Annotated in this window: 19 protein-coding genes; 12 read left to right on the top strand and 7 right to left on the bottom strand. The window is 28.6% G+C overall.

Going from position 1 to position 26,322, the window contains the following annotated elements; translation table 11 throughout:
* The first annotated feature begins 108 nt into the window (after nt 1–108).
* Complete coding sequence (locus CKV72_RS07910) at nt 109–3,048, top strand: collagenase (protein WP_095177963.1); 2,940 nt, start codon at nt 109–111, stop codon at nt 3,046–3,048.
* A 65-nt stretch (nt 3,049–3,113) separates the two neighbouring features.
* Here CKV72_RS07910 and CKV72_RS07905 read toward each other — a convergent pair whose 3' ends face one another.
* From CKV72_RS07905 to CKV72_RS07885, 5 genes are all read right to left on the bottom strand, one after another.
* A complete protein-coding gene (locus CKV72_RS07905) occupies nt 3,114–4,847 on the bottom strand; it encodes a CotH kinase family protein (protein ID WP_095177962.1) in 1,734 nt (577 codons plus the stop codon).
* 30 nt (nt 4,848–4,877) lie between these two features.
* Nucleotides 4,878–5,555, bottom strand: coding sequence for a DUF4956 domain-containing protein (locus CKV72_RS07900; protein ID WP_238056731.1), 678 nt, complete (start codon nt 5,553–5,555; stop codon nt 4,878–4,880).
* Nucleotides 5,556–5,579: 24 nt separating this feature from the next.
* Entirely contained in the window at nt 5,580–6,266 is a 687-nt protein-coding gene (locus tag CKV72_RS07895; RefSeq protein WP_095177961.1) for a polyphosphate polymerase domain-containing protein, read from the bottom strand.
* 150 nt (nt 6,267–6,416) lie between these two features.
* On the bottom strand, nt 6,417–7,838 hold the full coding sequence (locus CKV72_RS07890; protein ID WP_095177960.1) for a sensor histidine kinase: 1,422 nt from the start codon (nt 7,836–7,838) through the stop codon (nt 6,417–6,419).
* Nucleotides 7,839–7,858: 20 nt separating this feature from the next.
* Nucleotides 7,859–8,536 carry a response regulator transcription factor gene (locus CKV72_RS07885; RefSeq protein WP_095177959.1) on the bottom strand — a complete coding sequence of 226 codons (678 nt, stop codon included), beginning with the start codon at nt 8,534–8,536 and terminating at the stop codon, nt 7,859–7,861.
* Between the two features lie 144 nt (nt 8,537–8,680).
* Between CKV72_RS07885 and CKV72_RS07880 the strand changes: the two genes are divergently transcribed.
* From CKV72_RS07880 to hcp, 8 genes are all read left to right on the top strand, one after another.
* The gene (locus CKV72_RS07880) at nt 8,681–9,250 is read left to right on the top strand and encodes a TetR/AcrR family transcriptional regulator (protein ID WP_095177958.1); all 570 of its coding nucleotides are present in this window, start codon (nt 8,681–8,683) and stop codon (nt 9,248–9,250) included.
* A 257-nt stretch (nt 9,251–9,507) separates the two neighbouring features.
* Entirely contained in the window at nt 9,508–11,301 is a 1,794-nt protein-coding gene (locus tag CKV72_RS07875) for an oleate hydratase (protein WP_095177957.1), read from the top strand.
* Between the two features lie 142 nt (nt 11,302–11,443).
* The gene (locus tag CKV72_RS07870) at nt 11,444–13,501 is read left to right on the top strand and encodes a hypothetical protein (RefSeq protein ID WP_416335572.1); all 2,058 of its coding nucleotides are present in this window, start codon (nt 11,444–11,446) and stop codon (nt 13,499–13,501) included.
* Nucleotides 13,498–14,736, top strand: coding sequence for a hypothetical protein (locus CKV72_RS07865; RefSeq protein WP_095177955.1), 1,239 nt, complete (start codon nt 13,498–13,500; stop codon nt 14,734–14,736). The genes CKV72_RS07870 and CKV72_RS07865 overlap by 4 nt, the downstream gene beginning before the upstream one ends.
* Before the next feature lie 11 nt (nt 14,737–14,747).
* Nucleotides 14,748–15,767: a hypothetical protein gene (locus tag CKV72_RS12450; protein ID WP_242955719.1), complete on the top strand. Its 1,020-nt coding sequence runs from the start codon at nt 14,748–14,750 to the stop codon at nt 15,765–15,767.
* Between the two features lie 56 nt (nt 15,768–15,823).
* The gene (locus CKV72_RS12445) at nt 15,824–16,690 is read left to right on the top strand and encodes a vWA domain-containing protein (RefSeq protein WP_242955718.1); all 867 of its coding nucleotides are present in this window, start codon (nt 15,824–15,826) and stop codon (nt 16,688–16,690) included.
* A gap of 44 nt (nt 16,691–16,734) precedes the next feature.
* Nucleotides 16,735–17,511: an arginase family protein gene (locus CKV72_RS07855; protein WP_095177954.1), complete on the top strand. Its 777-nt coding sequence runs from the start codon at nt 16,735–16,737 to the stop codon at nt 17,509–17,511.
* Nucleotides 17,512–17,802: 291 nt separating this feature from the next.
* Nucleotides 17,803–19,452: a hydroxylamine reductase gene (hcp, locus tag CKV72_RS07850; protein WP_089867795.1), complete on the top strand. Its 1,650-nt coding sequence runs from the start codon at nt 17,803–17,805 to the stop codon at nt 19,450–19,452.
* A gap of 170 nt (nt 19,453–19,622) precedes the next feature.
* On the opposite strand, the gene CKV72_RS07845 is transcribed toward hcp, so the two are convergent.
* A complete protein-coding gene (locus CKV72_RS07845) occupies nt 19,623–20,843 on the bottom strand; it encodes a Zn-dependent hydrolase (RefSeq protein WP_089867797.1) in 1,221 nt (406 codons plus the stop codon).
* A gap of 95 nt (nt 20,844–20,938) precedes the next feature.
* The gene (locus CKV72_RS07840; protein ID WP_173797299.1) at nt 20,939–21,844 is read right to left on the bottom strand and encodes a DMT family transporter; all 906 of its coding nucleotides are present in this window, start codon (nt 21,842–21,844) and stop codon (nt 20,939–20,941) included.
* A gap of 272 nt (nt 21,845–22,116) precedes the next feature.
* Between CKV72_RS07840 and phnD the strand changes: the two genes are divergently transcribed.
* The 3 genes from phnD (at nt 22,117) to CKV72_RS07825 (ending at nt 26,204) form a co-directional block, all read left to right on the top strand.
* Nucleotides 22,117–23,862, top strand: a complete 1,746-nt coding sequence (gene phnD / locus CKV72_RS07835; RefSeq protein WP_169712359.1) for a phosphate/phosphite/phosphonate ABC transporter substrate-binding protein — start codon at nt 22,117–22,119, stop codon at nt 23,860–23,862.
* 273 nt (nt 23,863–24,135) lie between these two features.
* Complete coding sequence (locus CKV72_RS07830; protein ID WP_095177953.1) at nt 24,136–24,834, top strand: beta/alpha barrel domain-containing protein; 699 nt, start codon at nt 24,136–24,138, stop codon at nt 24,832–24,834.
* A gap of 104 nt (nt 24,835–24,938) precedes the next feature.
* A complete protein-coding gene (locus CKV72_RS07825; protein ID WP_095177952.1) occupies nt 24,939–26,204 on the top strand; it encodes a cell wall-binding repeat-containing protein in 1,266 nt (421 codons plus the stop codon).
* The last annotated feature ends 118 nt before the right edge of the window (nt 26,205–26,322 follow it).

Raw genomic sequence — 26,322 nt, 5'->3', positions numbered from 1 at the left:
GGGGAGGAGGTAATACGTTTATTGGAAATCTATTATATTTTAATAGGTTCAGAAAATCAATTTTCATATAATTTAACAGAATTGAAATAATTTTTAGGAGGAACAATTATGAAAAAAAGTTTTTTGAAAGCTTTATGTTGTTTAGCTATAGTCTGTAGTACAGTTATTAATACTTCAGCGGCAGTGTTAGCCAAGGATAATGGTAATACTAATATTAAGTTAGAAAGAACAGTAAATAGCAAATATACTTTAGGACAATTAAGTAAATTGTCTTATGATGATCTTGTAGATACATTGTCAAGTATAAGATGGAATGATATAACAGATCTTATGCAATATAATGAGGGATCAAAAGAGTTTTATTCTGATAATGATAGAATTCAAACATTAATTGATGCTTTAATTGAAAGAGGAAGAGAATATACATCTAATGATGATAAAGGAATACCAACAATAATTGAGGTGTTAAGAGGAGGATATTATTTATCATTTTATAATAAAGAATTAAAGCAATTAAATGAAATAGAGTATAAGGAAAAGTGTATTCCTGCTATACTTTCAATAGAAAATAATCCAAACTTTTCATTAGGGTCCTATGCTCAAAACCAGATTATAAAAGAATTAGGGTTATTAATAGGTAATACAACTTCAAATGATGTTATAGTTAACAAGTTAATTCCTATTCTAAAAAAATATAATGATAACATTGAGGAGAGTTTAAAAAGTAATTCAGAAGGACAAGCTGTATATAATATTTTAAGTGGAGTTAATTATTCTATTGAGTCCTATTTATTTAAATCTAAAAAGGATGTTAAAAGTACATCTTGGTTTGGTAATATAGATGGATTTATAAATGAAGTTGAAAGATTAGCTTTATTAGGCAATGTTAATTCACAAAATGCTTGGATTATAAATAATGGAATTTACTATACAGGAAAATTGGCTAAGCTTCATAGTGATAAAAAAATTCCTCAAGGTGTTATTGAAAAGACATTAAAATTATATCCATACCTTGGAGAACAATATTTTAAAGCAATTGAAAGTATTAAATATGATTTTAATGGTACATATTTAAATGGAAATAAAGTTGATATAAAAGAGTTAAGAGAACAAGGTAAAAATCATTATCTTAAAAAAACATACACTTTTGATAATGGAAAAATGATAATAAGAACTGGCGATAAGGTTTCACAAGAAAAGGTAAAAAGACTTTATTGGGCATCAAAAGAAGTAAAAGCACAATTTCATAGGGTTATTGGAAATGATGAGCCCTTAGAAAAAGGAAATGCTGATGATGTGTTAAATATAGTAATTTATAATAATCCTGAAGAATATAAATTGAATTCTACATTATATGGATATAGTACAGATAATGGTGGAATATATATTGAAAAAATAGGTACATTTTTTACCTATGAGAGAACTCAAAGAGAAAGTATTTTTAGTTTAGAAGAATTATTTAGACATGAATTTACGCATTACTTACAGGGTAGATATTTAGTTCCTGGAATATGGGGAAAATCAGATTTTTATAGGGGTAATAATTGTAGATTAACATGGTTTGAAGAAGGTTCAGCAGAGTTTTTTGCAGGTTCAACACGTGAAAATAATATATTACCAAGAAAATCTGAAGTAAGAGGAATTTCAAGTGATGTTTCACGAAGATTTTCCTTAAATAAATTATTACATTCAAAATATGATTCTTTTGAGTTTTACAATTATGGTTTTGCTTTTTCAGACTATATTTATAACAACAACATAGATGTTTTGAACAATATAACTAATTATGTAAAAAATAATGATGTAAAAGGATATGAGAATTATATAGAAATTTTAAGTGGTAATAATAATATGAATGATAAATATCAGTATCATATGCAAAAGTTATTGGATAACTATGGTACGTTAACAACACCACTTGTATCTGATGATTATATAAAAGAGCATCCACGTAAAAGTGCTAAAGATATTTATTCTGATATAGAAAAAGTTACAGGATTAAAGAATATAAAAACTGTAGAAGAAAAAGGACAATTTTTCAATACATTTACACTAAAAGGAACATATATAGGTGATATAAGTAAAGGTAGATTAGAAGATTGGAAAAATATGAATTCAAAATCTAATGAATTCTTAAAAGTATTAGATCAATATAATTGGTCTGGATATAAAACATTAACATGCTATTTTGTAAATTATAGAGTAAATAAGCAAGGACAAGTAGAATATGATGTTGTATTTCATGGGATATTAAATGATGATGTACATGAAGATGTGAAAAAGGATATTGAAATAAATAACAAAGATTCAAAAGTTGAAGATAGTAAGGAAGTTATACTAGATAAGAAAAAAGATAGTGCTAATAAAGATTCTTTTGAAAATGCGTATGGACCATTAATTTCAGATAATAAAATTAATGGAGAATTTAAAGATAATGATAAGGATATATATTATTTTAATGTAAAGACACCAGGAAATATAGAAATATCAATAGAGAATAAAGATAATATGAAAATTTCGTGGCAAGTGGTTTCAGAGGAAGATAATAATAAGTGTATAGCATATCCAGTTACTAGAGGAGAATTTCTAAATGGAACACTTAATGCTACAAAGCCTGGAAAGTATTATGTTATAGTATACAGATATTCTAAAGAAAAAGGAAAATATAGTTTAAATATTAAGGGGAATTTAGAAGAAATACAAACTAGAGAAATAGAAGATAACAATTCATTTGAAAAAGCTAATAAAATTAGTTTAAACTCTGATATATTTGGTGAAACTAGTAAAAATGATTATGCAGATATGTATACTTTTAATGTTTCAGAGGAAAGGGAAGTAAATATTGAATTAACAAAACTAGATAATGGAAAATTAAATTGGATAGTTTATAATGAGGATAATTTAAAACAATATATAGCATATGCTAAAGAACATAAAGATACTATGAGTAATAAATTTATAGCTAAACCAGGAAAATATTATTTATATGTTTATAGAATTAATGAAAATGGCGGTAAATATAAAGTAAGTATAAAATTATTTAAATGACTATAACAAATAAAAATAAGATTTAAGGGGTCTAGTCCCCTTAAATCGCTAGGATTAAACTAATATTATTTATATTTTCTTCTATTGAAATTAACTACAAACATTAATCCCATAAACAAAAGTAAGCAACATATAGCTATAATAATTAAGGTTTGTTTTTTTATACTGTTTTGTTCAAATCCATTCCTTGGTTTCCTATTAGGTATAATGTTTTCAGGTTTAGATTCTTTTTCCATTGTTTCAGGGTTAAGCATATTTTTATTGTTAGTTAATTGATCTTTCATGGGGGATTTATTCTCAGAATGTATATTTTCTTTATCTTGTGGTCCTTTACCTCCTTGACCACCCATGGTTCCAAGAAGGGATAGATTCACATTTGTTTCAATAGTTCCATAGCTGGTAGAGGGCTGCTCTCCATTGAGTTGGGCAATAATACTTTTAGCCCTATCTTTTCCAAACTGTGTAAGTATTGGTAATGAGTTTTTGTATTCTTCGTAGGTATAAAAGGCAGTAGGATCATTTTTTACATACTGAGCTATTAGGTTATGGATTCTATTTATATCAGCTTCATATTTACCAGATTCTATATATTTAGTTACTATAGTATTGAGATATTTATGATATATTTCCTTGTATTCTTCAACTTCTAATAGTTTAGATATTAAAGGACTATTTTCCATAGTATCGCTTACAGGTCTATCTATTGGGAAGTTAATGGCAGATTGTCCAGACCTTATTTCATATCCTCCAAATGATAGATTAAGATCCCAAGGCAATATTTGAAATATACCATTTTGTTCATATAGATAGTAATTGTGCTTTAGATTACCAGCATAACTATCAAGATTTACAAGAAAGGTATTTACAGCAAAGTATCTTAATATCTCGTCTACATCTAGATATTCTTCAAGATTAGTACCTTCATTAAGATTTTTTATCATCTCTACAACCTTTTGATTATCTTTTTTGTTTGTAGTATTAAACGTTGCGTTATCGAAGATCCCATAGTAGTTAGATAAATCGTCCCCATTATATACTAAATTTGTACCACCTTTTCCACTATTAGGTTTTGGTTTATTATCTATATTATTTTCTTGAGGGTTTTTATTCATCTGATTTTTTATTTCATCTTTGTTTTTAGTCATAGGTTGAGGATTTCCACCAGCTTCTGTACTCTCTGGTTTGTATAGATTTCCTGAGACACTACCGAAATATCTTTCTACAAAGCTTTCTTCCATTACTTCTACAGCTAAATATAATCCCCATTCTTGACCATTTATCTTTATGTGAGCATAAGAACAAGCTGGTGTTGCTATATTCATTTCTTTAAACATTTTATAGGATAAGTATTCTTTCATATAGGTAGCATCAGATATACAGTTGTTAAGAGCCAATTTTTCAAGGCCATAATAAGTTTGATTTTTAATATATTCATGGAAGTCGATTTTAAGACTATAGCGGTCAGTGGTGTCGTCGCTTGCTACCATTTTTAAACTGGAATTGCCTTTTGCTCTAATACCAACACTAGAGAACTTTTCTCCATTTATTTTTATATCACCCATTATATAATCCTCATCCATAGCGTTTTTAAGAAGATTTTCCCAATCCTTTTCATTGACGATAATATCTATTTCGTTTACCTCATCCTTAGTAAATAACTTATCTATATATTTTGGTTGAGATATATCCAATGCATTTTTTTCATTTGATGGATTGAATAATAGACAACCTGCTATTATACATACGCATAGCACTATGGAAATAATGGATATATGAGTTATATATTTTTCTTTTATCATTTTTCAGCACCACTCTTCCTAGGAATCGTATTATCCCATATAATTGCCATTATAGCTTACCATTACCACATTGGAGACTCCCTTTACTTTATATAGATCGTTTATAAAATTAGTTTTCATTTCTTTAAGCCTTATTTCAACAGTAAGTTCAACACCATTTTCCATTGAAGCGGTTTTGGATTTAATTATATATTTTTCTACTTTGCCAGATATTATTGATAAAACACCATTTTCACATTCATCGTCATCACAATTGATTACTACAATATAAGGGGTTTCATTTGACTTTCTGTTTACAAATAGTATCATGGTTATACCAATAAATAAAGAACCTAAAATTGCTATTGGTATCAAACCAGCGCCTAAAATTACTCCTATGGAAATGGCCCAGAACAAAAATGCTGTATCTATGGGCTCTTTTATAGCCGTTCTAAAACGTATTACTGATAGTGCTCCTACCATTTTTAAAGATAATATAATTTTGGATGTTGTAGCTAAAATAATAAGTGTTGATATCAAAGTTAAGACCATAAGGGCTACTCCAAAACTTTCAGAGTACATAACACCTTTAAAATTTTTTTTATATATAGTTTTAATAAAAAGGCCTAAAACAAAAGCAAAGCTCAAAGCTATTATCATATCTAAAATAGATACTTGATTTATATTGTCAAATAGATTTAATTGAAAAATATCGTTTAAGCTGTTCACAATTTCATCTCCTTATACTTATTTTTATCCAAAAGTTCTACTAAGAGCATATTTTGATACGGATTTAGCTTGTCTTTCTCCAGTTTGGATAATATCAGCTATTATATCTGGAATAAATTCATCAAATTTCACTTCTAAAATTAATGTATTTGGATCTAGTACCTCTACAGTAGGTAGATTTTCATTAAATATATGTGTTGAAAATAAACCACTTCGTATGGAACTATCAAAAGTGATTCGTACATTACCTACAGAGTATGTATAGGCTTCGCGCATATAGTCAACTATAGTTTTAGGTCTATAAAGTCTATTTTTCATCTTAACATATAGTTCATTTAATAAGATTTCATCTCTACAATTTAACCAATCTATATTTCCTCTTAGTATTTGGATGCATTCATTTTTAGTTAAAATTGTGTTTTGTTTTGCAGTAAGTCCATTATCCTTAGTCTTCTTTTCTAAAAGTATAAAAGATGAATCTCCATTATAAAACCTGATTCTAAACTTTTCCCTATGGTTTATTCCAGATATTTTCTCAAATAATGCAGTATCATTTAGATTGTCAAAGTATACACTCCTTATGGTGTATTTACCATTTTCTTTTGCATGCTTATCTAATTTCATTATTTGTTTTACTCTATTACGGATTATGTAATAATCTCCTATATTGATATGAATTTTATATTCATGTCTATATTTAATTGTCCTCACCTCCTAGCTTTATTTTATAGTCTAATACTACTATCCTTTTGTGATAGTTTCATGATATCTATTGGAAGGATAGGTGAAAAAAAGGAGCTGTTGCAATAAGAAATTTACATACAATATATTGTAGTATTTATTCTTAATGCAATAGCTCCATTAATTATATTTTTTAGTATTAAGTTGAAACCAAAACCTACTTCCTATACCGAGAGTACTTTCTATACCATATTTCACATTGTGAGCATCTAATATGCTTTTTACTATAGAAAGGCCAAGACCAGTGCCAACTGTAGAGCGACTGTGGGTTTTTCCTAATTTATAATATCTGTCCCATACATGTTCTATTTCTTCTTTAGGTATACCGTTACCTGTATCAACTACTTCAAATTGGATATATTCTCCTAAATTTTTTATATTAATAGATACAAGCTTATCTTCACCAGTATAATATATGGCGTTGCTTATTAAATTAAATATTACCTGCTCCATCTTCTTTTCATCGCCTACTACTAATGCATCTTCATTATAGTTAAAATTAAAAATATAACCATCTGTTTCTATAAGAATTTCAAATTTTTTTAGTATATTTTCAGTGGTTTTTCTTATATCAAAGGTACTAAAATCTATAAGGGTTATACCGGATTGAAGTTTAGATAAATTTAGTATATCATTTACTAAATCTGCCAATCTATCTGATTCATCTATAATAACTTTTATGTGGGAGTTTCGTTTTTCAGGTATATTACCAGAAATATCACGTATTAATTCTGCATAGGATTTTATTAAGGTCAATGGAGTTTTTAAATCATGGGAAACATTTGCAATAAAGTCTCTTCGCAATTCTTCTGTTTTTGAAAGTTCTTTAGTAGCGTAGTTTAATGTATCTGCCAATTGATTTATTTCGGTATAATCGCCACTTTCAAATACAATATTATAATCACCTTTAGCAAGGTCTGAGGCAGCATTTGTTATTTTGCTTATAGGTTTTGATACTTTTGAGGCTATGATAAAGGATACAACAATGGCTAATAAAAAAGATAATATTGTAACTATGATAAGTTGGTTTTTTAAAACGGAGGTTGTAGAATCTATAGGATCTAGGAGTCCATTTATATACAGATATAGATTTTTATTATGTTCTCTACCTAATATAGCACCGTATACTACAGTAGGGGATCTGAGCCTTGGATTATCAACAGTATATAAAACTTTACCATTCTCACTATCTTGTATTTTTTGTATAAACATAACAACTTCCATAGGGTCTACCTTAGGGGGTTTAGGGTCTTGAAATCCCAATGATGGTAGTATTAGTTGACCCTTGTCATCTATAATTTGAATGATTATTCCTCTCTTAAAGGAAGTGCTGTATATTATATCTTCAAAATTGTCATTCCCATATTTTGAAACTAGGGTATTTCCAATTTTATTAATTTCATTGGTTTTCATAGATTTATAATAGGTTTTTAGAAATACTATTTGTAAAAGCCATAATATGCCCATTATTATTGCTGTAAATACTATAAAGTAAATCCAAAGCTTAAATTTTAGGCTTTTAGTATCCAATGATTTTTTCATTTTATTCACCACTCTTAAGGTTATTTATTATATTCAAATTTGTATCCAAATCCTCGTAAAGTTACAATAAAATTTCTATAGATTCCAATACTATTTCTAATCATTTTTATATGGGTATCTACAGTTCTATCATCACCAAAAAAGTCAAAACCCCATACCGAATTTAAAATTTTATTTCTTGAAAGGGCAATGTTTTTATTTTTTACCAGATAAAATAAAAGATCATATTCTTTAGGAGTCATCTCAATCTTTGTTCCATCTACATATACACTTCTACCTACAATATCAATTTCTAGACCATCAAATTTTAGTTTTTCATTATCTTTTTTGTTAGCCTTAGTGTTTCTGCTAACTATTACATTTAGTCTAGCCATGACTTCTTTAGGAGAAAAGGGTTTAACCACGTAATCATCGATTCCTATTTCAAATCCAAAGAGCTTATCATATTCTTCACCGCGAGCAGAAAGCATAAGTACTGGTATATCCTTGATCTTGCGTATTTCCTTATAAGCAGAAAAACCGTCCAGTTTTGGCATCATAATATCCATTATGATTACATCAAAATCTTCTTCTTTGCATATGTTTATTGCTTCTATACCATTATTTGCTTCAATTACAATATGTCCTTGAAATTCAGCATATTCTCTAATGACTTCACGAATTTTTTCTTCATCATCTACAACTAAAATTTTAAACATAAAACTTTCCTCCTTATCTAACAACTATGATTATATCATAGTTGAACTATGTGTTAGTTATGTGTTAAAGATGATGGAATGTTTTCAAACAATTTATCATGTGCTATAATTTGAATACATATTAAGCATTAGGGAGGTGGCAAATTGGCGCAGCATTATACCAGAAAAATGATTCGAGAAGTATTCATAAATCTGCTAAATGAGCGTCCACTTAATAAAATTACAGTTAAGGATATTGCTACGGTATGTGAGATCAACAGAAATACTTTTTATTATCACTATACAGATATATATGCACTTTTGTCAGAGATCTTCCAAATAGAACTTCAGACAGTTATTGATGAATATAATGATACACTTTCCTGGGAAGAGAGCTTTATTGTAGCTACTAAATTTGCTTTAGAAAATAAAACAGCCATTTATCATGTATATAATTCTATGCAGAGAGAAGAATTAGTGAACTATATATACAATGTATCAGGAAATATTATGACTCGATATATTGAAAAAATAAGCAATGGTATTTCAGCTTCTTCAGGAGATAAAAAACTCATTGCCTCTTTTTATCAGTGTGCTCTTACTGAAATGGTATTACGTTGGATTTCTTCTGGAATGAAGGAAGAGCCAGAGACTATTATCAGACGAATTGGGAAGCTCTTTAATGGAAATATTGAATTATCTCTTAAGAGAAGTGCTAATTTAGATGATGCCTAGTAAAAACTATACAAACAAACTGCGGTGTTCGAATTTTGAACACCGCAGTTTGTTTGTATAATGTAAAAAGCATAAAAAAGTTATATTATAGATTTAAACAAATCTTACAGATAAGAAATATTCACAAAGTTAAAGAAAAAATTATTGTATACTATGCTCCAAAATAGGGAATATTAATATAACGAACATAAACGAACTAAAAATATATAATAGTAGGATTTGAAAGGCTATTAAAAGTTAAGAAAGAAGGGAATAGAATGAAATTAAAAACACACGATGATAGACTTATGCTTACAAATGGAACTTATCATTCTTTAGTAAATGCAAGAAAACCTAAGGGAATTGATGACAAAAAAGCTTACCTAATCGGTACAGGAATTGGAGCATTGGCAGCTGGTTGTTTTTTGATTCGTGATGCTCACATGGATGGTAGCAAAATTACTTTTTTGGAGCAACTAGATATTCCTGGTGGGTCTTTGGATGCTGAAATTCGTCAAAATGCGGGTTATGTAGCACGTGGAGGACGTGAAATGGGGCATCATTTTGAGGTCTTATGGAATTTGTTTAGTTCATTACCATCTACAGAAGATCCTAATATGACTGTGTTAGATCACTTTTACTATACAAACTATGATGATCCGAATTTTAGTAATTGTCGTGTTACTGAAAATAGAGGTCAGCGCTATGACAATGGAAAATTTAATTTGGGCCAAGATCTGGCTAAAGAATTAGCTGCTTTTGTAAGTATACCAGATACAGAACTTCAAAATAAATCTATAGAAGATATTTTTTCTGATGAGCTTTTAAATTCTGATTTTTGGACTTATTGGAGAACTATGTTTGCATTTGAGAACTGGCATAGTGCTTTAGAGATGAAATTATATATGAATCGTTTTATTCATCACGTTGGAGGACTACCAGATCTTTCAGCTTTACAATTTTCACGACATGATCAATATACTTCATTTGTAAAACCTATGATTAAATATTTGGAGGATCATGGTGCTAAATTTCAATATGGAGTTACTGTTGATAATGTTGAGTTTTCAATTTCAGATGATAAAAAGGTTGCAAAAAGAATAGTTGCAACAGATAAAAGTGGAAATGATATTTCAATTGATTTAACAGAAAATGACTTAGTATTTATAACTAATGGCTCCATGACCGAAGGTTCAGGATATGGTGATGACAATACTCCTGCTTCATTTAATAAAGAACCAAAAGGATGCTGGAAGTTATGGAGAAATATAGCATCACAATGTGATGAATTTGGAAATCCAGATAAATTCTGTACAGATCCAGAAAAGTCTAATTGGGAATCTTGTACAGTAACTTGTCATGATGAACGAGTTCCTAAATATATTGAAAAGATTACAAAGCGTTCTCCATATGGTGGGCGTACTGTAACAGGTGGTATAGTTACAGCTATTGATTCTTCATGGTTAATGAGTTGGACAATAAATCGCCAGGAGCAATACTATGGGCAGCCTGAAAAAGATGTCGTTGTTTGGGTATATGGTTTATTTTCTGATGTTCCTGGAGACTATATTAAAAAACCTATGAGAGATTGTACTGGTAAGGAGATAACAAAAGAATGGCTATATCATATAGGTGTTCCTACAGATGAAATTGAGGAACTAGCAAAATCATGTACTGCAGTTCCTGTTATGATGCCATTTATTACATCTCAATTTATGCCACGTGAATTTGGAGACCGTCCTTATGTTGTACCAAAGAATGCAGTAAATTTTGCTTTTCTTGGACAATTTGCTGAAACATTGGATGTGCCAGGCCGTGACACTGTATTTACCATCGAATATTCAGGACGTACAGCTATGGAAGCAGTGTATGTATTAACTGGGGTTGAAAAAGGAGTTCCTGAGGTATTTGCTTCAAGATACGATATTCGATATTTATTAAATGCAGGTATAAGTTTATTAGATGGAGAGAAACCAAAGCTTGATTTACCACCATTAATTAGGCGTAAAATTTTAAAACAAATAGCAGGAACAGAAATTGAAGAGTTATTGAAAGAATATGGAATTATTTAACCATATCTAGCATTAGATAATTTAATTAAAATCCCGAATTTCAAAAAAATCGGGATTTTAATTTATGTGTATTTATCATTTAAAGGAGGAAACTTTCGTGAAAGAACAATTAAAACAAGATTATATTCCTACTATAGAAGAAATGCAAAGTTGGTATGAAGATGATTTGCGCAAGGAAGCTTTAAAATCATTAGAATACGAGAACGATAAAAACATAGAAGAAGGATTATTTTTTAAAACTTTTAGAAGATTTGAAGAAAGAGATGATACAATACTTATTGATTCAAAAGAGAATAATGCTTATTATGAAAAATATAAAGCTTATATAGAGGAAGAAACAGCAAATAAGGGTAAAAAGATAGAGGAAATTGAAAATTTAATTGAGTATGAAAAGTTTTTTCTTCGTTGGGAAAGAAGGGTGAGCAGTAAATATAATAATTATGGTCATTACGGCAGCAATTCAGCTACAAGATATCGGGTTGATTGTATAGAAAAATTACAAAAAGAGTTAGAGAAAATTTTGACAAACTCTCCAGAAGCATGGGTATTTTATTACAAACGTCAATTAATAAGTGATATAGAAGCCCAACAGCAACAGCGTTTGATAACTGTTCCTTATGTAGTTAAGGCAAAACAAAGAATAATAGATTCGTTGAATTTAGGTGTTCCTGTATATATTGTAGGGCATTTAGGAAGCGGAAAAACACAATTAGCAACTGAAGCTGCTTTAGATTTTACTATTCAGAATAAAATACAAAGTGAATTAGAAGAAAAAATGGAGGAGTGGTTTTCTACAAATCCACATGCTACAGAAAAAGATGCTATTGAAAAGTTTAAAGAATTTAATGAAGAAAGAATGTTCTATTACAAAAATATATTAACTAATGGAAGTAAAGAAGAGATAGAATGTTTACAGCCGTTATTTATATCTGGTTCTCATAATTTAACTTATGAAGATATGTTTGTAGAGAAAACCTTGTCTCTTGGACAGAGTTTCTCCAAGGGTTCTTTTGCAGAGTATTTAAATATGATTATAGGAGATTTTTATGAATGGATGGATGAGCACAAAGTAAGGTTAGAGCAGATGACTGATGAAGAGCAGTTGCAACTTAAGATTCAAATATGGAAAAGTCTTTCAGATTTATTGGTTGCAAGTAATAGTGCTTTTGGAACCGAAATAAAAAAAATAGAAAGAGAAGTTTTAATTGCAGTAAAAGAAGGTCGTCCTGTAATTGTAGACGAATTAAACACAATTGCTATGCAAAATTTAATCGCATTGAATGATATTTTACAGCGTCACGCAGGACAAACAGCCTATATTACTGGTGTTGGACCTGTTTTAATTAAGCATGGATTTGGATTTATTGGCACAGGGAACCTATCAACACAAATGGTCAACTATGAAGGAACAAATGAACTAAACCCAGCCTTTAAATCACGTTTTGTAACCATTGAATACAATTATGTACCTCAAAGGGTAACAGGTTCGTTAGAAGATCAAGATTTTCCAGAAGAAAACCAACTTTTTAGAATAATAATAACAAGATTAACTGATAAAAATGGAAACATGCATATTCCTAATCCTAGAAGGACATTAGAAGAATTATTTCGCTTTTCTCAGTTGTGTAGTGTTACTCAGAATGTTTTTATGGGGAAATGGAAAGAAAATGGTGTTCAAGAGGATTTTCAAAGGGATGAACTAGAGCTCAGAGAATCTGTATTATCAATTCGTAATATTTTACATGTTTTAGATAATTGGAATCAGGGTGAAGAAAAAGACTTAAGCAAAGCTTTATGGGACGGTTTTATTAGTTCAATCACTTATCCTGATGATCAGAGTTATATTCTTTCTCAAGCTGTGCGTTTTGGTTTTTTTTCTGTAGGAGAAGGATGGAAGATTGAGACAAAGGGCATTGGAGAAGCAACTACAACATATGACGAAATTCGTACTCGTCCATATCAATATTCACCACCATCGGTAGAAACTTTAAGCTACTTAGATGTAATTCATTTGATATTTGGAAAAGGAATTTGCAGAAAGACTTTGCCCAAAGAACTAAAAGAGATTTTTCAAACTGGTATTACTAATTTATCTCGAATTGATGTAAAAAAGTATCAAAAGCTAGATCAACAATTATCTCATCTAGAGCATTCAAAAGCTCTGCTTGAATACCTAGAGGATAATGGAGGCGAGAAATGAAACTGGATTTGTCAGTAGATGGAAAATATTTTAAAAAACAAATTAAAGACTTAAGAAAAAAGTTGAATGAATGTTTGACAAAAGGAATTTTAGATAAAGATTTCGAAGAACAATTAAACAAACTATTACAAATGGAAGAAGAGTTATTGTATGAATTAATTCCATATTATCGGGTTTATGGAAATAATATCAAAAAGACTTCAATGCAAATAAATCCAATAAGAGAATTAGGAGCTTTTAGCTTTGATAGTTTTTTACAAACTATAATGAGGATTAATGATAAGCTTTTTATTACAAGTAGTATAGATGGAAAAGTTCAATTTTTTCATATAGATATTGCAGATAATTTTTCTGACTACAATCAAATTGAAGTAGAGTGGAGTCCTCCTATTAAAGAGATAAAAGAAAGAATTTCGTATATATATAAATTAAATAATAAAGAAATTTTGCTTTTTGGAGTTAGAGGTGGATGTTATCTCATTTCAAGTGATAATTTTGATGAAATATCTAATGGTAAGGAGCAGATTGAAGTTAAAAGAATTCAAATAGATGGCAATCTTAATGGCTTTGGAAGGTGTTTATCAATTAATGATGATTTATTTGTAGTAGAAGGTGGAGATGAAAAGTTAAACTTATTTAAAATAATAAAAGAAAAAGATAAATATCGATTAGTTTTTTATAGAGATATATATTGTACTATTCCAAATTGGACTGCATTAAAAAAAATAAGCGAAGATTATTTTGCAGTTGGAACAAAGTCGGGGAATTTGTATTTTGTCAAATATGAGAAGGAACAACTTACTATTACGGATAAAATTGATTGTTTAAGTGAGGAAGTAAGGGAAATTAGATGTCTAGAAAATGGAGATGACAATAAGGATTCACTTATAGTAATAGGAAATAAAGGGCAGCTTAGGATATTTTCTTTATGTAAAGATACAAAAACTATAAAAATAGAGATAAATGATTTAGATGGAAATTTGTTTGATGTTCAATCTAAAAAAGGTACAGCTGTAGTTTTAAGTGAAGATGGGGTTATATATTTATTTGAAGAGAATTTTGGAAAGTGGTATTTAAATGAGGAGGCCACCATCAAAGATGTGTTTTTTACAAATGTAGTGAAATTAGATATTTCAAAATACTTAATTATGGATATAGAAGGTAAGTTAAATTTTTTATACATTGATCGGATTGATACACCAAAAGATTTGTGGGATTTGCCACTATATCGTTAGGAGGAACAAGTATGTTTATTTATGATGAAGAAACTCTAATTGAACAATCTAAAAAACATTGTGAAGAATTTTTGGAAAAAGAACAACGCTCGTTAGCTACATTTACAGGAGATTCCAGTTTGATTTATATTCCTGATCCAAAATTAAAAAGATTTCAACTAAATTATTCCAAGGGAGTTTTGTATTTACCCTTAGAAAGCTTTTTGGATAGGAAATTAGATGATAATCAAATTATGTGGCATATTTATTATGAGTTAGCTCTGTATCCTGACTGGAAAAAGCAAACTAAAAAATATCTATATAGAGAAAAAGATTGGAAGAAAGAAATTGAGCGTATGACAAGATATATTCTAGCTAGAATAAAAAAAGAAGGAATGGAAGAAGATCAAGCCTATCAACCAAGAAATATTTATAATTATGCAAGAAAAGAAATTTTTAATTTTCTACATCTATTGGATAAACAAACAGCATTTCTAAGAGTTTTGCAGTTGTGCCCCATATATAGAGATGAAGAAAATTTTAGTAATATTACGCTATATATGAAACAAATAGGTAAGAATATTGAGTCTATTTATCAAATGCCTAAACATAGAGCATTTGCACATAGTTTTTTAATTATTGAATTATATAAAGTAATCCCTAAAATAGAAGGATGCATTGAAGATCCATTTAATAGAAAAATTTTCAATCAGCCTTTTTTTAATTTTATCCATAATCAGTTAGTTAGACAGATAAATAATGACCAAGGAATCATAGAAAGAGATCCATTCATTCGTTCCTTTATCTTTCCAATTTTTGAAAAACTGTGGAAGGAAGAAATTGATGAAATTGTATTCTATAAATCAAAAGGACAGAAAGTACAGAAGGATGGAGAAAGTGAAAATCCTTTTGAACAATCTAATGAAGAAGAACTATCAGATTTATTAGAATCTACTCAAGAAGAAGTAGAAAAAGTTCTAGAAGAAATGGAGGAACAACAAGATTCAATAATTGAAAGTGTACAAAATACAATGCTAGGTATAAAAATCTAGAGAAATATGACATTAGCCAAGCAGAACAACAATTATTTGAATTTTATTCAAATAAAATGAAATTAGAAAGAGAACAAATGCGACAATTTTGGAAAAGGTTGATAGGAGATGCAAAAAGAGAAGTAAGTGTAAAAAGGGGTGAACAAATAAAGGGAAAATTAGATGTGGATAGTTTTATTAATTCTTATCCAGATTTTATAGAAGCTGAAAAAAAAGGAAACTATAAAAATATCAGAATCTTTAATAAATATTTACTAGAGACTCAAACAGATGTATTGCCTAAAAGAATAGAAATTTCCTTTGTCATAGACAATTCAGGATCAATGAACGCATCAAAAATTGAAGCAGCAAGAAAAGCTTTGGCAGTGACCTTGTTATCAATTGATGATTTTAATAGATATTTGAAAAGCAACCTAGAACAATTAAATCAAAAAGTTGAAGTTTTAAGTGAAACTTGGTTTTTTGGAAATAAGTATTATAATGTTAAAGAATTTAACGATAAAGATGTAAAAGAAAAAGAAAAAAGCGATATAATTCGTTCAATTGTAAAGCTAGATGCAACAGATGGAGCAACTGACGATGCAAGTTGTCTTAGGGAAATATCCAATAGAATTACGTCCATACAGGAAAGAGAACTTAAAAAAGGAGAACTAGTAAAGATAGTTTTTGAAATTACAGACGGTGCATCTAGTTTTCCAGGATCAGCAAAAGAAGCTGTACAAGAATTATTATCTAAACATGTTGAAATATATGCATTTCAAATAGGAAAAAATAGAAAAACAAATGAAAAAATTTTTAATTTCGTATGGAATGAAGGATATAAGCAACCACACGGAGTAATAATTGGTGAACAAGTAGAAAAATTGCCAAAAGAATTGCTAAAAGCAGTAGGAAAAAATATGCAGTCTATTTTTAATAATTAGTTTTTAATAATTTTTTAATAAGAACATAAGGAGATGGATGGGAAATGGGGAATAAAATAAGTATATTAGACTTTGACAACACATATAGTATCCAAACATTTTATCAGCATACTGATTATGAATGGGTTAATCTTTTAGATATTAAAAGTGCAAGCAGGTATTGTGAAAAAAAGTCATTAATTAATATTAATAGAAGATTAAAAAAAAGAAAAAATAGAGGAATAACGTTTATCGGAAATGGTAACTATCATTATGTAACATATCTACTTATGAGAGAGATAAAATCTCCATTTACATTAGTATTATTTGATAACCATACAGATATGTTAAAAACATTTTTTGATACATTAATAAGTTGTGGTTCTTGGGTATTAAAGGGTTTAGATGAATTACCTATGTTAAAAAAAGTTGTGATTTTGGGGGCACGGCAGGATTTAGTTAATGTCATTCCTACTTGTTATAATAATATTGTTTCAGCCTTTTCAAAAGAGAAAATAGGACAAGGTATTGAATTTAATAAATATATAAAATCAGAAATTTTAACTGAAAATGTTTATATAAGTATAGACAAAGATGTCCTTAGTGAATCTGAAGCAGTAACAAATTGGGATCAAGGGAATATGAAACTTTCACAATTATATAATTTCATAAAATGTATTTTTATTAATAAAAATATTTGTGGTATAGATGCTTGTGGAGAATATCATTATAGTCCAACAGAAAGTTTTTGTCGTGAAAGTGTAAAAGCAATGGAAAAAAACAATAAGGCTAATTTAGCAATTTTAAATATGATAAGCAAGTTTAATATTTCTATATTGTAAAATGCATCTCTGGTTGAAAACCTTTGGTATAAGAAATTTAAATCTTCAATCAAATTTCGAATGATTTCGCTGCTTATTATAATTTTTTGAATATATTTTTGTTCTCCCTCTTTTAATGTAGGACTTTTAAAGAATAAAAAAATATTTATTGAGAAAAATAGAATTATAGGTATAGCTGTAGTTAAAGTATATGTACTTATAAATAGTCAAATAATACAGTCATGTGCATAAAAATAATTATTTGAAAAATAAAAAGTATTATATAAAACAGAGAAGGGGAGAGAAATTTTAATGGAAAATTCTATGTTTTGTTATCAATGCGAACAAACAATAGGAGGAAAAGGTTGTACAAAGGCAGGAAATTGTGGAAAGAGTAGTGAAGTTGCAGCATTACAAGATTTACTCATATACGAATTAAAGGGAATAGGATTTTATGGAGAAAAATTATTAGAAAAAGGCATTAAAATAGATGATGAAACTGATAAATTTGTTATGGATGCTACATTTGCAACTCTTACAAATGTAAACTTTGATCCTGATAGATTTGTTGATTATTTAAAAAAGGCACAGGAAATAAAGGATTGCTTTAAAAAACAGTTAGGTGATTGTAAATGCGAGGTGCCAGAAATAGTTAAATATAAGATTCCAAGCACCAAGGATGAGATGCTTAAAGATGCAGAAAAAGCAGGTATAATGTATGATGAAACTTTAGATGCAGATATTCGTTCATTAAGAGAAATGCTTATATATGGAATGAAAGGTATGGGGGCCTATGCTCATCATGCTCATGTTTTAGGATATAAAGATGAAGTTGTAAGTAAATTTTTTTATAAAGGCTTTGCAGCAGTAGTAGATGATAATTTATCTGTAGAAGATTTATTTAATTTAAATATGGAATTTGGTCAAGTAAATTTAAAATGTATGGAACTTCTCGATAAGGCAAACACGGAATCTTATGGAAACCCAGTACCTACGGAAGTATGTATAACAAATAAAAAAGGACCATTTATAATTGTTTCAGGACATGATTTAAAGGATTTAAAAGAACTCCTTGAACAAACAGAAGGTAAAGGGATAAATATATATACTCATGGTGAAATGCTTCCTGCTCATGGTTATCCAGAATTAAAAAAGTATTCTCATTTAGTAGGTAACTTTGGTGGAGCATGGCAAGACCAGCAAAAAGAATTTGACGGCATACCAGGCTGTATACTTATGACTACAAATTGTTTACAAAAACCAAGAGATTCTTATAAAGATAGAATATTTACTACAAGTATAGTTGGATGGCCAGATATTTCTCATATTAGAGAAGTAAATGGTAAAAAAGATTTTAGTTTAATAATAAATAAGGCTTTACAACTTGGGGGATTTAAAGAAGATGAACCTGAAAAGAAAATAACAGTAGGATTTGGTCATAATGCAGTATTAAGTAATGCTGATAAAATTATAGAAGCAGTAAAGAATGGAGATATAAAGCATTTCTTTTTAATTGGAGGATGCGATGGTGCAAGGCCAGGTAGAAATTACTATACTGAAATTGCAGAAAGAACTCCAAAAGATACAATAATACTTACACTTGCATGTGGTAAGTACAGATTTAATAAACTAGAATTAGGTAATATAGGAGATTTTCCAAGGGTTCTTGATGTAGGGCAGTGTAATGACTCATATAGTGCAATAAAAATTGCTCTTGCCCTTGCAGATGCTTTTAAATGTGAAGTTAATGATTTGCCACTTTCAATGATTTTATCATGGTATGAGCAAAAGGCTGTATGTATTCTTATTACATTGTTATCACTTGGAATAAAGGATATTCGTCTTGGGCCAACACTACCAGCATTCATAACACCAAATATTTTACAAGTATTAATTGATAAGTTTGGTATTAAACCAATATCAACTCCAGATGAAGATTTAAAGATAATACTGGGAGAATAAAAAAATAAGAAACTCAACTAGAATGTGCCGGGTAGGGTGAAAATCATAACATAATAGATAAAAAATTTATGGTTTATCTTATGCACATATACATCAATTCAGGTTAAAATGTAAAAACTATAGCACCCAAGGGGAAGCCCTAAAGGGTGCTATAGTTTTATAATAGTATATTATTTTTTATCTATATCCAAGATGGTTTGTAGTAATACATTAGCGCCTTTTAAGCAGTTCTCAAGAGGTGTTTTTTCTATTTCACAATGACTATGTCCTCCAATACTTGGAACAAATATCATAGTTGTAGGTAATATATCAGCTGCAAACTGAGCATCATGTCCAGGACCGCTATATATTCTCATATTAGAGTATCCATAGCTGTTAGCATTTTTTTCAACTAAGTTAACTAATTCATCATTGAAGCTAACAGTCTTACGAGACCATAATTCTTTATAATTAACTTTACACTTTGCCAGTTCTTTAGGGATATTTTTTATAACTTCAACAACCTGTTGTACTACTGCCGGATCTTGATGTCTTGCATCTAAAGTAAATTTAACATTATCCGGTATAATTGTATGTACATTAGGTGAACAAATAATTCTACCAGTAGTGTACACCAATTTACTATCAAGTTTATCAAGTTCTCTATGAAGATATTGAATAGCTTCGGAAGCTGCTAAAAGAGCATCTTGTCTCATTTTTTGAGGAACTGTTCCGGCATGACCAGCTTGACCTATAAATTCAAATTCGTAATTAACCATTCCAACAACGCCTTCTACAACGCCTATATCCATTTTTTTAGATTCTAATACTGGACCTTGTTCAATGTGAAGTTCTACAAGAGCCATATAATCTTTAGGATTAAGTCTATTTTTTTCATCACCTTTGTATCCACTTGCATCTAGAGCTTCACCAAATGTTACTCCTTTATTATCCTTGGAAGCTAACATTTTGGATTTATTAAATTTACCAGTAATAACGCCTGATGACATCATAGCAGGGTCGAAACGAGCTCCTTCTTCATTAGTCCAAATCATAACTGTAATTGGATGACGATGTGGAATTTTTTCTGTAACAATGGTTTCAGCTGCTTCCATGGCAGTAAGTACACCTAAAATACCATCATAATTTCCACCTTGTACTACTGAATCACAATGTGATCCCATTGCAATATGAGGAAGATTTTCTGTTCCCTCAATAGTTGCATATATATTTCCCATATCATCTGTTACAATAGTTGCACCTAGTGCCTCCATTCTTTTACAGAATTCTTTTCTTGCTTGGAGAGCTGGTTCTGATAAGGATAATCTTGTTATTCCACCATTCCCAGTAGCACCAAATTTGCTGAAAGTAAGAATCTTATTTTCTAATCTTTCCTTATTACAGCTTAACATATATCTACACTTCCTTTACAAATAATAGTTTTTTATTCTCAATTTTATCTTATGCAAATATACCATATTTTAGTACTAATGTTATTAATTTAATTTTATTTTATATTATCTAAGAAATTTGTTCCTATAACACCACCAACTATAAGTATAGAGCCTATAATGTGATAGTAGAATATTTCTTCTTTAAGAAATATGACACCTGCTACAATAGATATAACAGTTCCTAAATTAGAAAATACACTCATTTTTGATGCTTCTATTTTAGATAAAATGTAGTTTGTAAGTAGTGATGTAACTAAAGATGACAATACTCCTAAATATATTATTGCTATAACAAATTTAAAATTGAATATAGGTGTTATAAAGGTGTGTAGAGTTCCATTAATTAAATGTTTAGATATAGCTATGGTGTTAAAACATATAAAACTAATTATTATCATCATAAAACTAAGTTCTGTACTAGTAAAGTCTTTAGTTAAAATTTTTGCCATAACGCTGTATCCAGAAAAAGATAATGCTGACAAAATAAGAAGAATTATTCCTTTTATATTATTAAATTCAAAAGAAGAACTCTTCATCAATGTAATATAGATTACTCCTAATACGGATATTATTATGGATATTTTTTGTAATAGATTTGTTTTTTCATTTAGAAAAAATCTAGCTAAAATTAAAGTAAATACTGGTGAAGAAGCTAATAATATACCTGCTTCTGAAGAAGAGGCATATTGTAATCCAAAAGTTTGAAAAGCAAAAAACATTAAAGGGTAAAGTAAAGCTAATGGAATAATCTTTTTAATTCTTTCCATGTTATAATTTATTTTAACTAATTTAAACAGTATTAGTATTAATACTACTATAAATGATGATGTAAAACGATGTGCTAATATATCAAAAGGATTGGAAATTGATAATGCTATTTTAGTGAATAAAAAAGAAAGACCAGTAATTAAAGCATAGGATATAGCTGCTATATAAACCAATTTATTATTTTTTTTCATAGTCACTCCTCCAGTTATTTAATAATATAGAATATAATGTATATTAATTCAAGTATATATTTTTTATAGTGTATAATCAAGTAATAAAAATTTAGAGTTTAATAATAATAATATATGCTATTTTAATTTAGTTGACTAAATATTTACAGGATTATATAATTTAATTATATATCAATATATGGAAAATGGGCAGAGACAGGAGAGCCGTGATTTTTAATCCAATATCTATTGGATTAAAAATCACGGTTATTTTAGTATGAGGGGGAATGGAGTTGTTAGGAAGAAAGATATTAAATACTAAAAAGAAAACATATAATACTCAAGAGAAAAAATACAACGAGGATATTAATGGAAGGTTATTCGAATTAACAGAAACTATGGGGTTTGATATTCAACAATTAATATGGATTTCCCAAAATAATATCAGTATGTTTAATAAATTAGTTGAAGTATTTAATGATATAGAAAAGAATAGTCAAATGAATTTAGCTAGTGTAGAGGAGATAACTGCAACTATAGATGGATTTACATCTAATTCTGAAAAATTAAATAATAATATTTATGATATTAAAAGTGATTCAGAGCAATCAATTGCAATGTTAAATCAAAATATAGATACAATGAATAATGTATCTATATATATGATTGAATTATCTAAATTGATTTTTCAAGCTTTTGGAAATAATACTAGGTTAAAAGATTCGTCAGGTGAAATTGATAAAATAATAGATTATATAAAAAATATTTCTAAACAAACTAAGTTATTATCACTTAATGCTTCAATAGAAGCTGCAAGAGCTGGAGAAGCTGGAAAAGGTTTTTCAGTTGTTGCAAAAGAAATTAGAAAATTGTCCCAAGAAACGGATAAATCAATATTAGGAATAGAACAAATTATAAATAATGTAACACAAAATATAGATAATTCAAATACATCTATAAGTACCTGTATTGAAAAAATAAAGGATATAGAAAATGTTGCAAAAGAATCTAATGATGTAGTAGAAGAAATTCAAGAGATAATAAAAGGTATAACTAATTCTATAAATAAATTACAGAGAATTTCAAATGAAGAAGTAACAGCTTCCAAGGAAATAGAAAAGGCAACACATTCTGTTTCTATGGCTGTTGAAAATACCTATGAAATGACTATTAACCTTATGAAATCAGTGGAAGTACAACAATACAAAAATGATGAAATAATAGAATCAGGTAAGAAATTAACAGAAATATCAGAAGAGTTGCAAAAAATAGCTGTAAAACTTAAAAACGAAAAAGAACTTATTTTTGGAGTGAACCCCTTTACTTCACCTGAAAAAATAAAAAATATTTATATACCAATAATTAATGAAGTATGCAAAAAAATAGGATATAAGGCAAGAAGTATAATAGTAAAAGATTATGATGCTTTAAGTAGAGCTATTAAGGATAAAATAATTGATATTGGTTGGTTTTCACCCTTTGCATATGTAAATGCAAAAAGCCAAAGTAACATAAAACCTATAGTAACACCCATAGTTAATGGAAAGGATTCCTACAATGGATATATTATAACAAGGAAAAATTCAGGAATACAAAGTATTAAAGACTTAAGATTTAAACATTTTGGTTATGTAGATATTAATAGTGCATCAGGTTATCTATATGCAAATCATATACTAAAATCCAAAGGAATAAATCCAGATAACTATTTTGAAAAAATATCCTTTATGGGAAATCATAATAATGTTATTAAATCTGTTTTATCAGGAGAAATAGATGCAGGAGCAACATATAATGAGGCATTAGATGCTGTAAAGCAGTCTGGTGTAGATATTAGTGAGTTAATAATATTAGAAAAAACTGAAGACATTCCTAAAGATGCATTGGCGGCAAATGAAAATGTATCAGATGAATTGATAATTAAACTAAAACAAGAATTTATAAACTATAAAGGAATTGAAGGAATAGAAAGCCCAGTGGAAGGTTTTGTTGAAAGTAATGATGAAAAATATAATGTGATTAGGAAAGTTTGGAATTGATGTTATTTGTGTTTAAATATTAGAATTGTAGTATTTATTCTTAATGTGGCAGCTCCATTTGTTTAATTATGTAAAAAAATTATAGCTAATATAAATTATAATAGAAATATTACATATTTTTATATAATATAGTATAATGAGGTACGATGTTATATAAAAACAAGATGGATTTAGAATAAAAATATATTTGTTTAATATTTATAATATTGATAAAATATTAGTAGAGATATAAAATTATGTTAAATATAATAGTAAAAAGAAGGAAGGATAAGTATGGAGAAAAATTTAACTAAAAAAGTGCCTCAAATAAAAGGTACTCTAAGAAGTCATATAATAGAATTACCAGATGCAATAAGAGACGCTTCTGGTATTAGAATATTTGGTAAAAGATTAAAATCTTTTGTATTTACAACTGATGTAGCAATTATAAGAAATACAAATGCGGATGCAGTCATTGCAGTATATCCATTTACACCTCAACCTATAATAACGGAAGCATTAGTATTAGCTTCAGATGTACCAGTATTTTGTGGTGTTGGAGGTGGAATAACTACTGGAAAAAGGGTAATAAATTTAGCTTTAGATGCTGAATTTAAAGGAGCTATGGGAGTAGTGGTAAATAATCCAATACCTAATGAAGTGATAAAAGATATGAGAGAAACCATAGATATTCCAATAATAGTTACAGTAGTTTCAGAGTTCGAGGATATTGAAGCTAGAATAAAGGCAGGAGCTACTATATTAAATGTATCAGGAGCTAAAAGAACAGCTTGTATAGTTAGAAAAATAAGAGAAAAATATCCTGATTTTCCTATAATAGCCACAGGAGGGCCTAATGAAGATACAATAAGAGAAACAATAAAAGCTGGTGCCAATGCTATTACTTATACACCTCCAATAATAGGAGATATATTAAATGAAATTATGCTTGGATATAGGAAAAAGTATAAAATAGAAAATGAAGAAGAATAGAAATATAACTTTCAAATTATAAAATGCAGAAGAGGAGGGAAGCTTATCAAAACTATTATAATTGAATTTTAAATATTAATAATAGTTTTGAAGGCGATGGCATTATGAGTAAATTTGATATAAAGAATAATAAAATAATTAGTGGATTTTTATTAAGTACTATAATGTTAGCTAATATCACATTGAATAGTTTTGCAGGTAGAGTAAAGGCAGCAGAAACTATTAGAATTCAGGAACTAAAAGTAACTGGCAGTAATATTTATGTAGTAGTAAATCATAGTGAAGGTAAAAAAATAGACATTTCCATAGTAGATAAGAATGAAGAGCTTATGGAAGTAAAAAGAAGAGGAAATAGATTTGACATAGCATTAGATGGAAATGCATGGGATAAATTAGAAAAAGGTGACAATAAATTAGAGATTAGACTAAATAGAGATGGTAAATATGCTAGTGAAGAATTTAATGTGCATAAAGGAGAAAAAATTCCTAGATTAGGTAGAGTAGATTCCTACAATTCATATTCAAATAAAGAAATTGAGGCTAGAGATGTTGAGTATGATATAGCCAATGCAATAAAGGGAAAAAGAGATAAATTTACTACTATAATATTGGCAAGTGATAAATATTATGCGGATTCTTTATCTGCAACCCCATTAGCAGGAAGATTATCAGCACCTTTATTATATATTAGTGATGATGAAGATAAGACAATAAAAACATTAGATTATATAAAAGATAATTTAAAAAAAGATGGGAAAATTATTATAATAGGCGGAAATGGAGTCATACCAGAAGATATAGAAGACAGATTAAGAAATATAGATGTTAATAATATAGAAAGAATATATGGGGAAGATAGATATAAAACTAATGAAGCTATATTAAATAAAATGGAAATAGATTATAATACAACACCATTTATTGTGTCAGGGGATGATTTTGCAGATGCATCAACAGCAGCACCACAAGCAATAAGGGAAGGTGGAGTTATAATATTAAGTAAAAAGGATAAAATAGAGGATTCATTATTAGATATAATAAAAGTATGTGAGAAAGATGCTAATATAATAGGTGGAAAAGGTGTAATAGATGAGGCTGTAGAGAAACAGCTAAATAAGATAGTATATACAAAAAGATTTGAAGGACAAACTAGATATGAAACAGCGATAGCAGTAGCAGAAAATAATAGAAATAATCAATTTATTATAACAACAGGAAAAACTTTTCAAGAACCTATTGTAGCAAGTATATTAGCAGGGTTGGATGGAAGTAATTTATTATATATGGATGATGAAAATGGTGAAGCAAAAGACTACATTGAAAAGGTAAATGGAAAGTATATTAAAATATGCAAAGAGAAAGAAAACTAAAATTTAAATTTTGCACTAATGATTTAAAATAGATCCCTATTGAGTAGATACAACTAAAGATATGTTGTATCTACTCAATAGGGTGGTTTTATTTTATGTAAATAAAGGAGGAAATTCA

Origin of the sequence: Clostridium cochlearium (assembly GCF_900187165.1) — a bacterium.
GTDB lineage: Bacteria > Bacillota > Clostridia > Clostridiales > Clostridiaceae > Clostridium_G > Clostridium_G cochlearium.
Note: the sequence above shows the minus strand (reverse complement) of the source record. Positions and strands in the feature narration are given on the sequence as shown.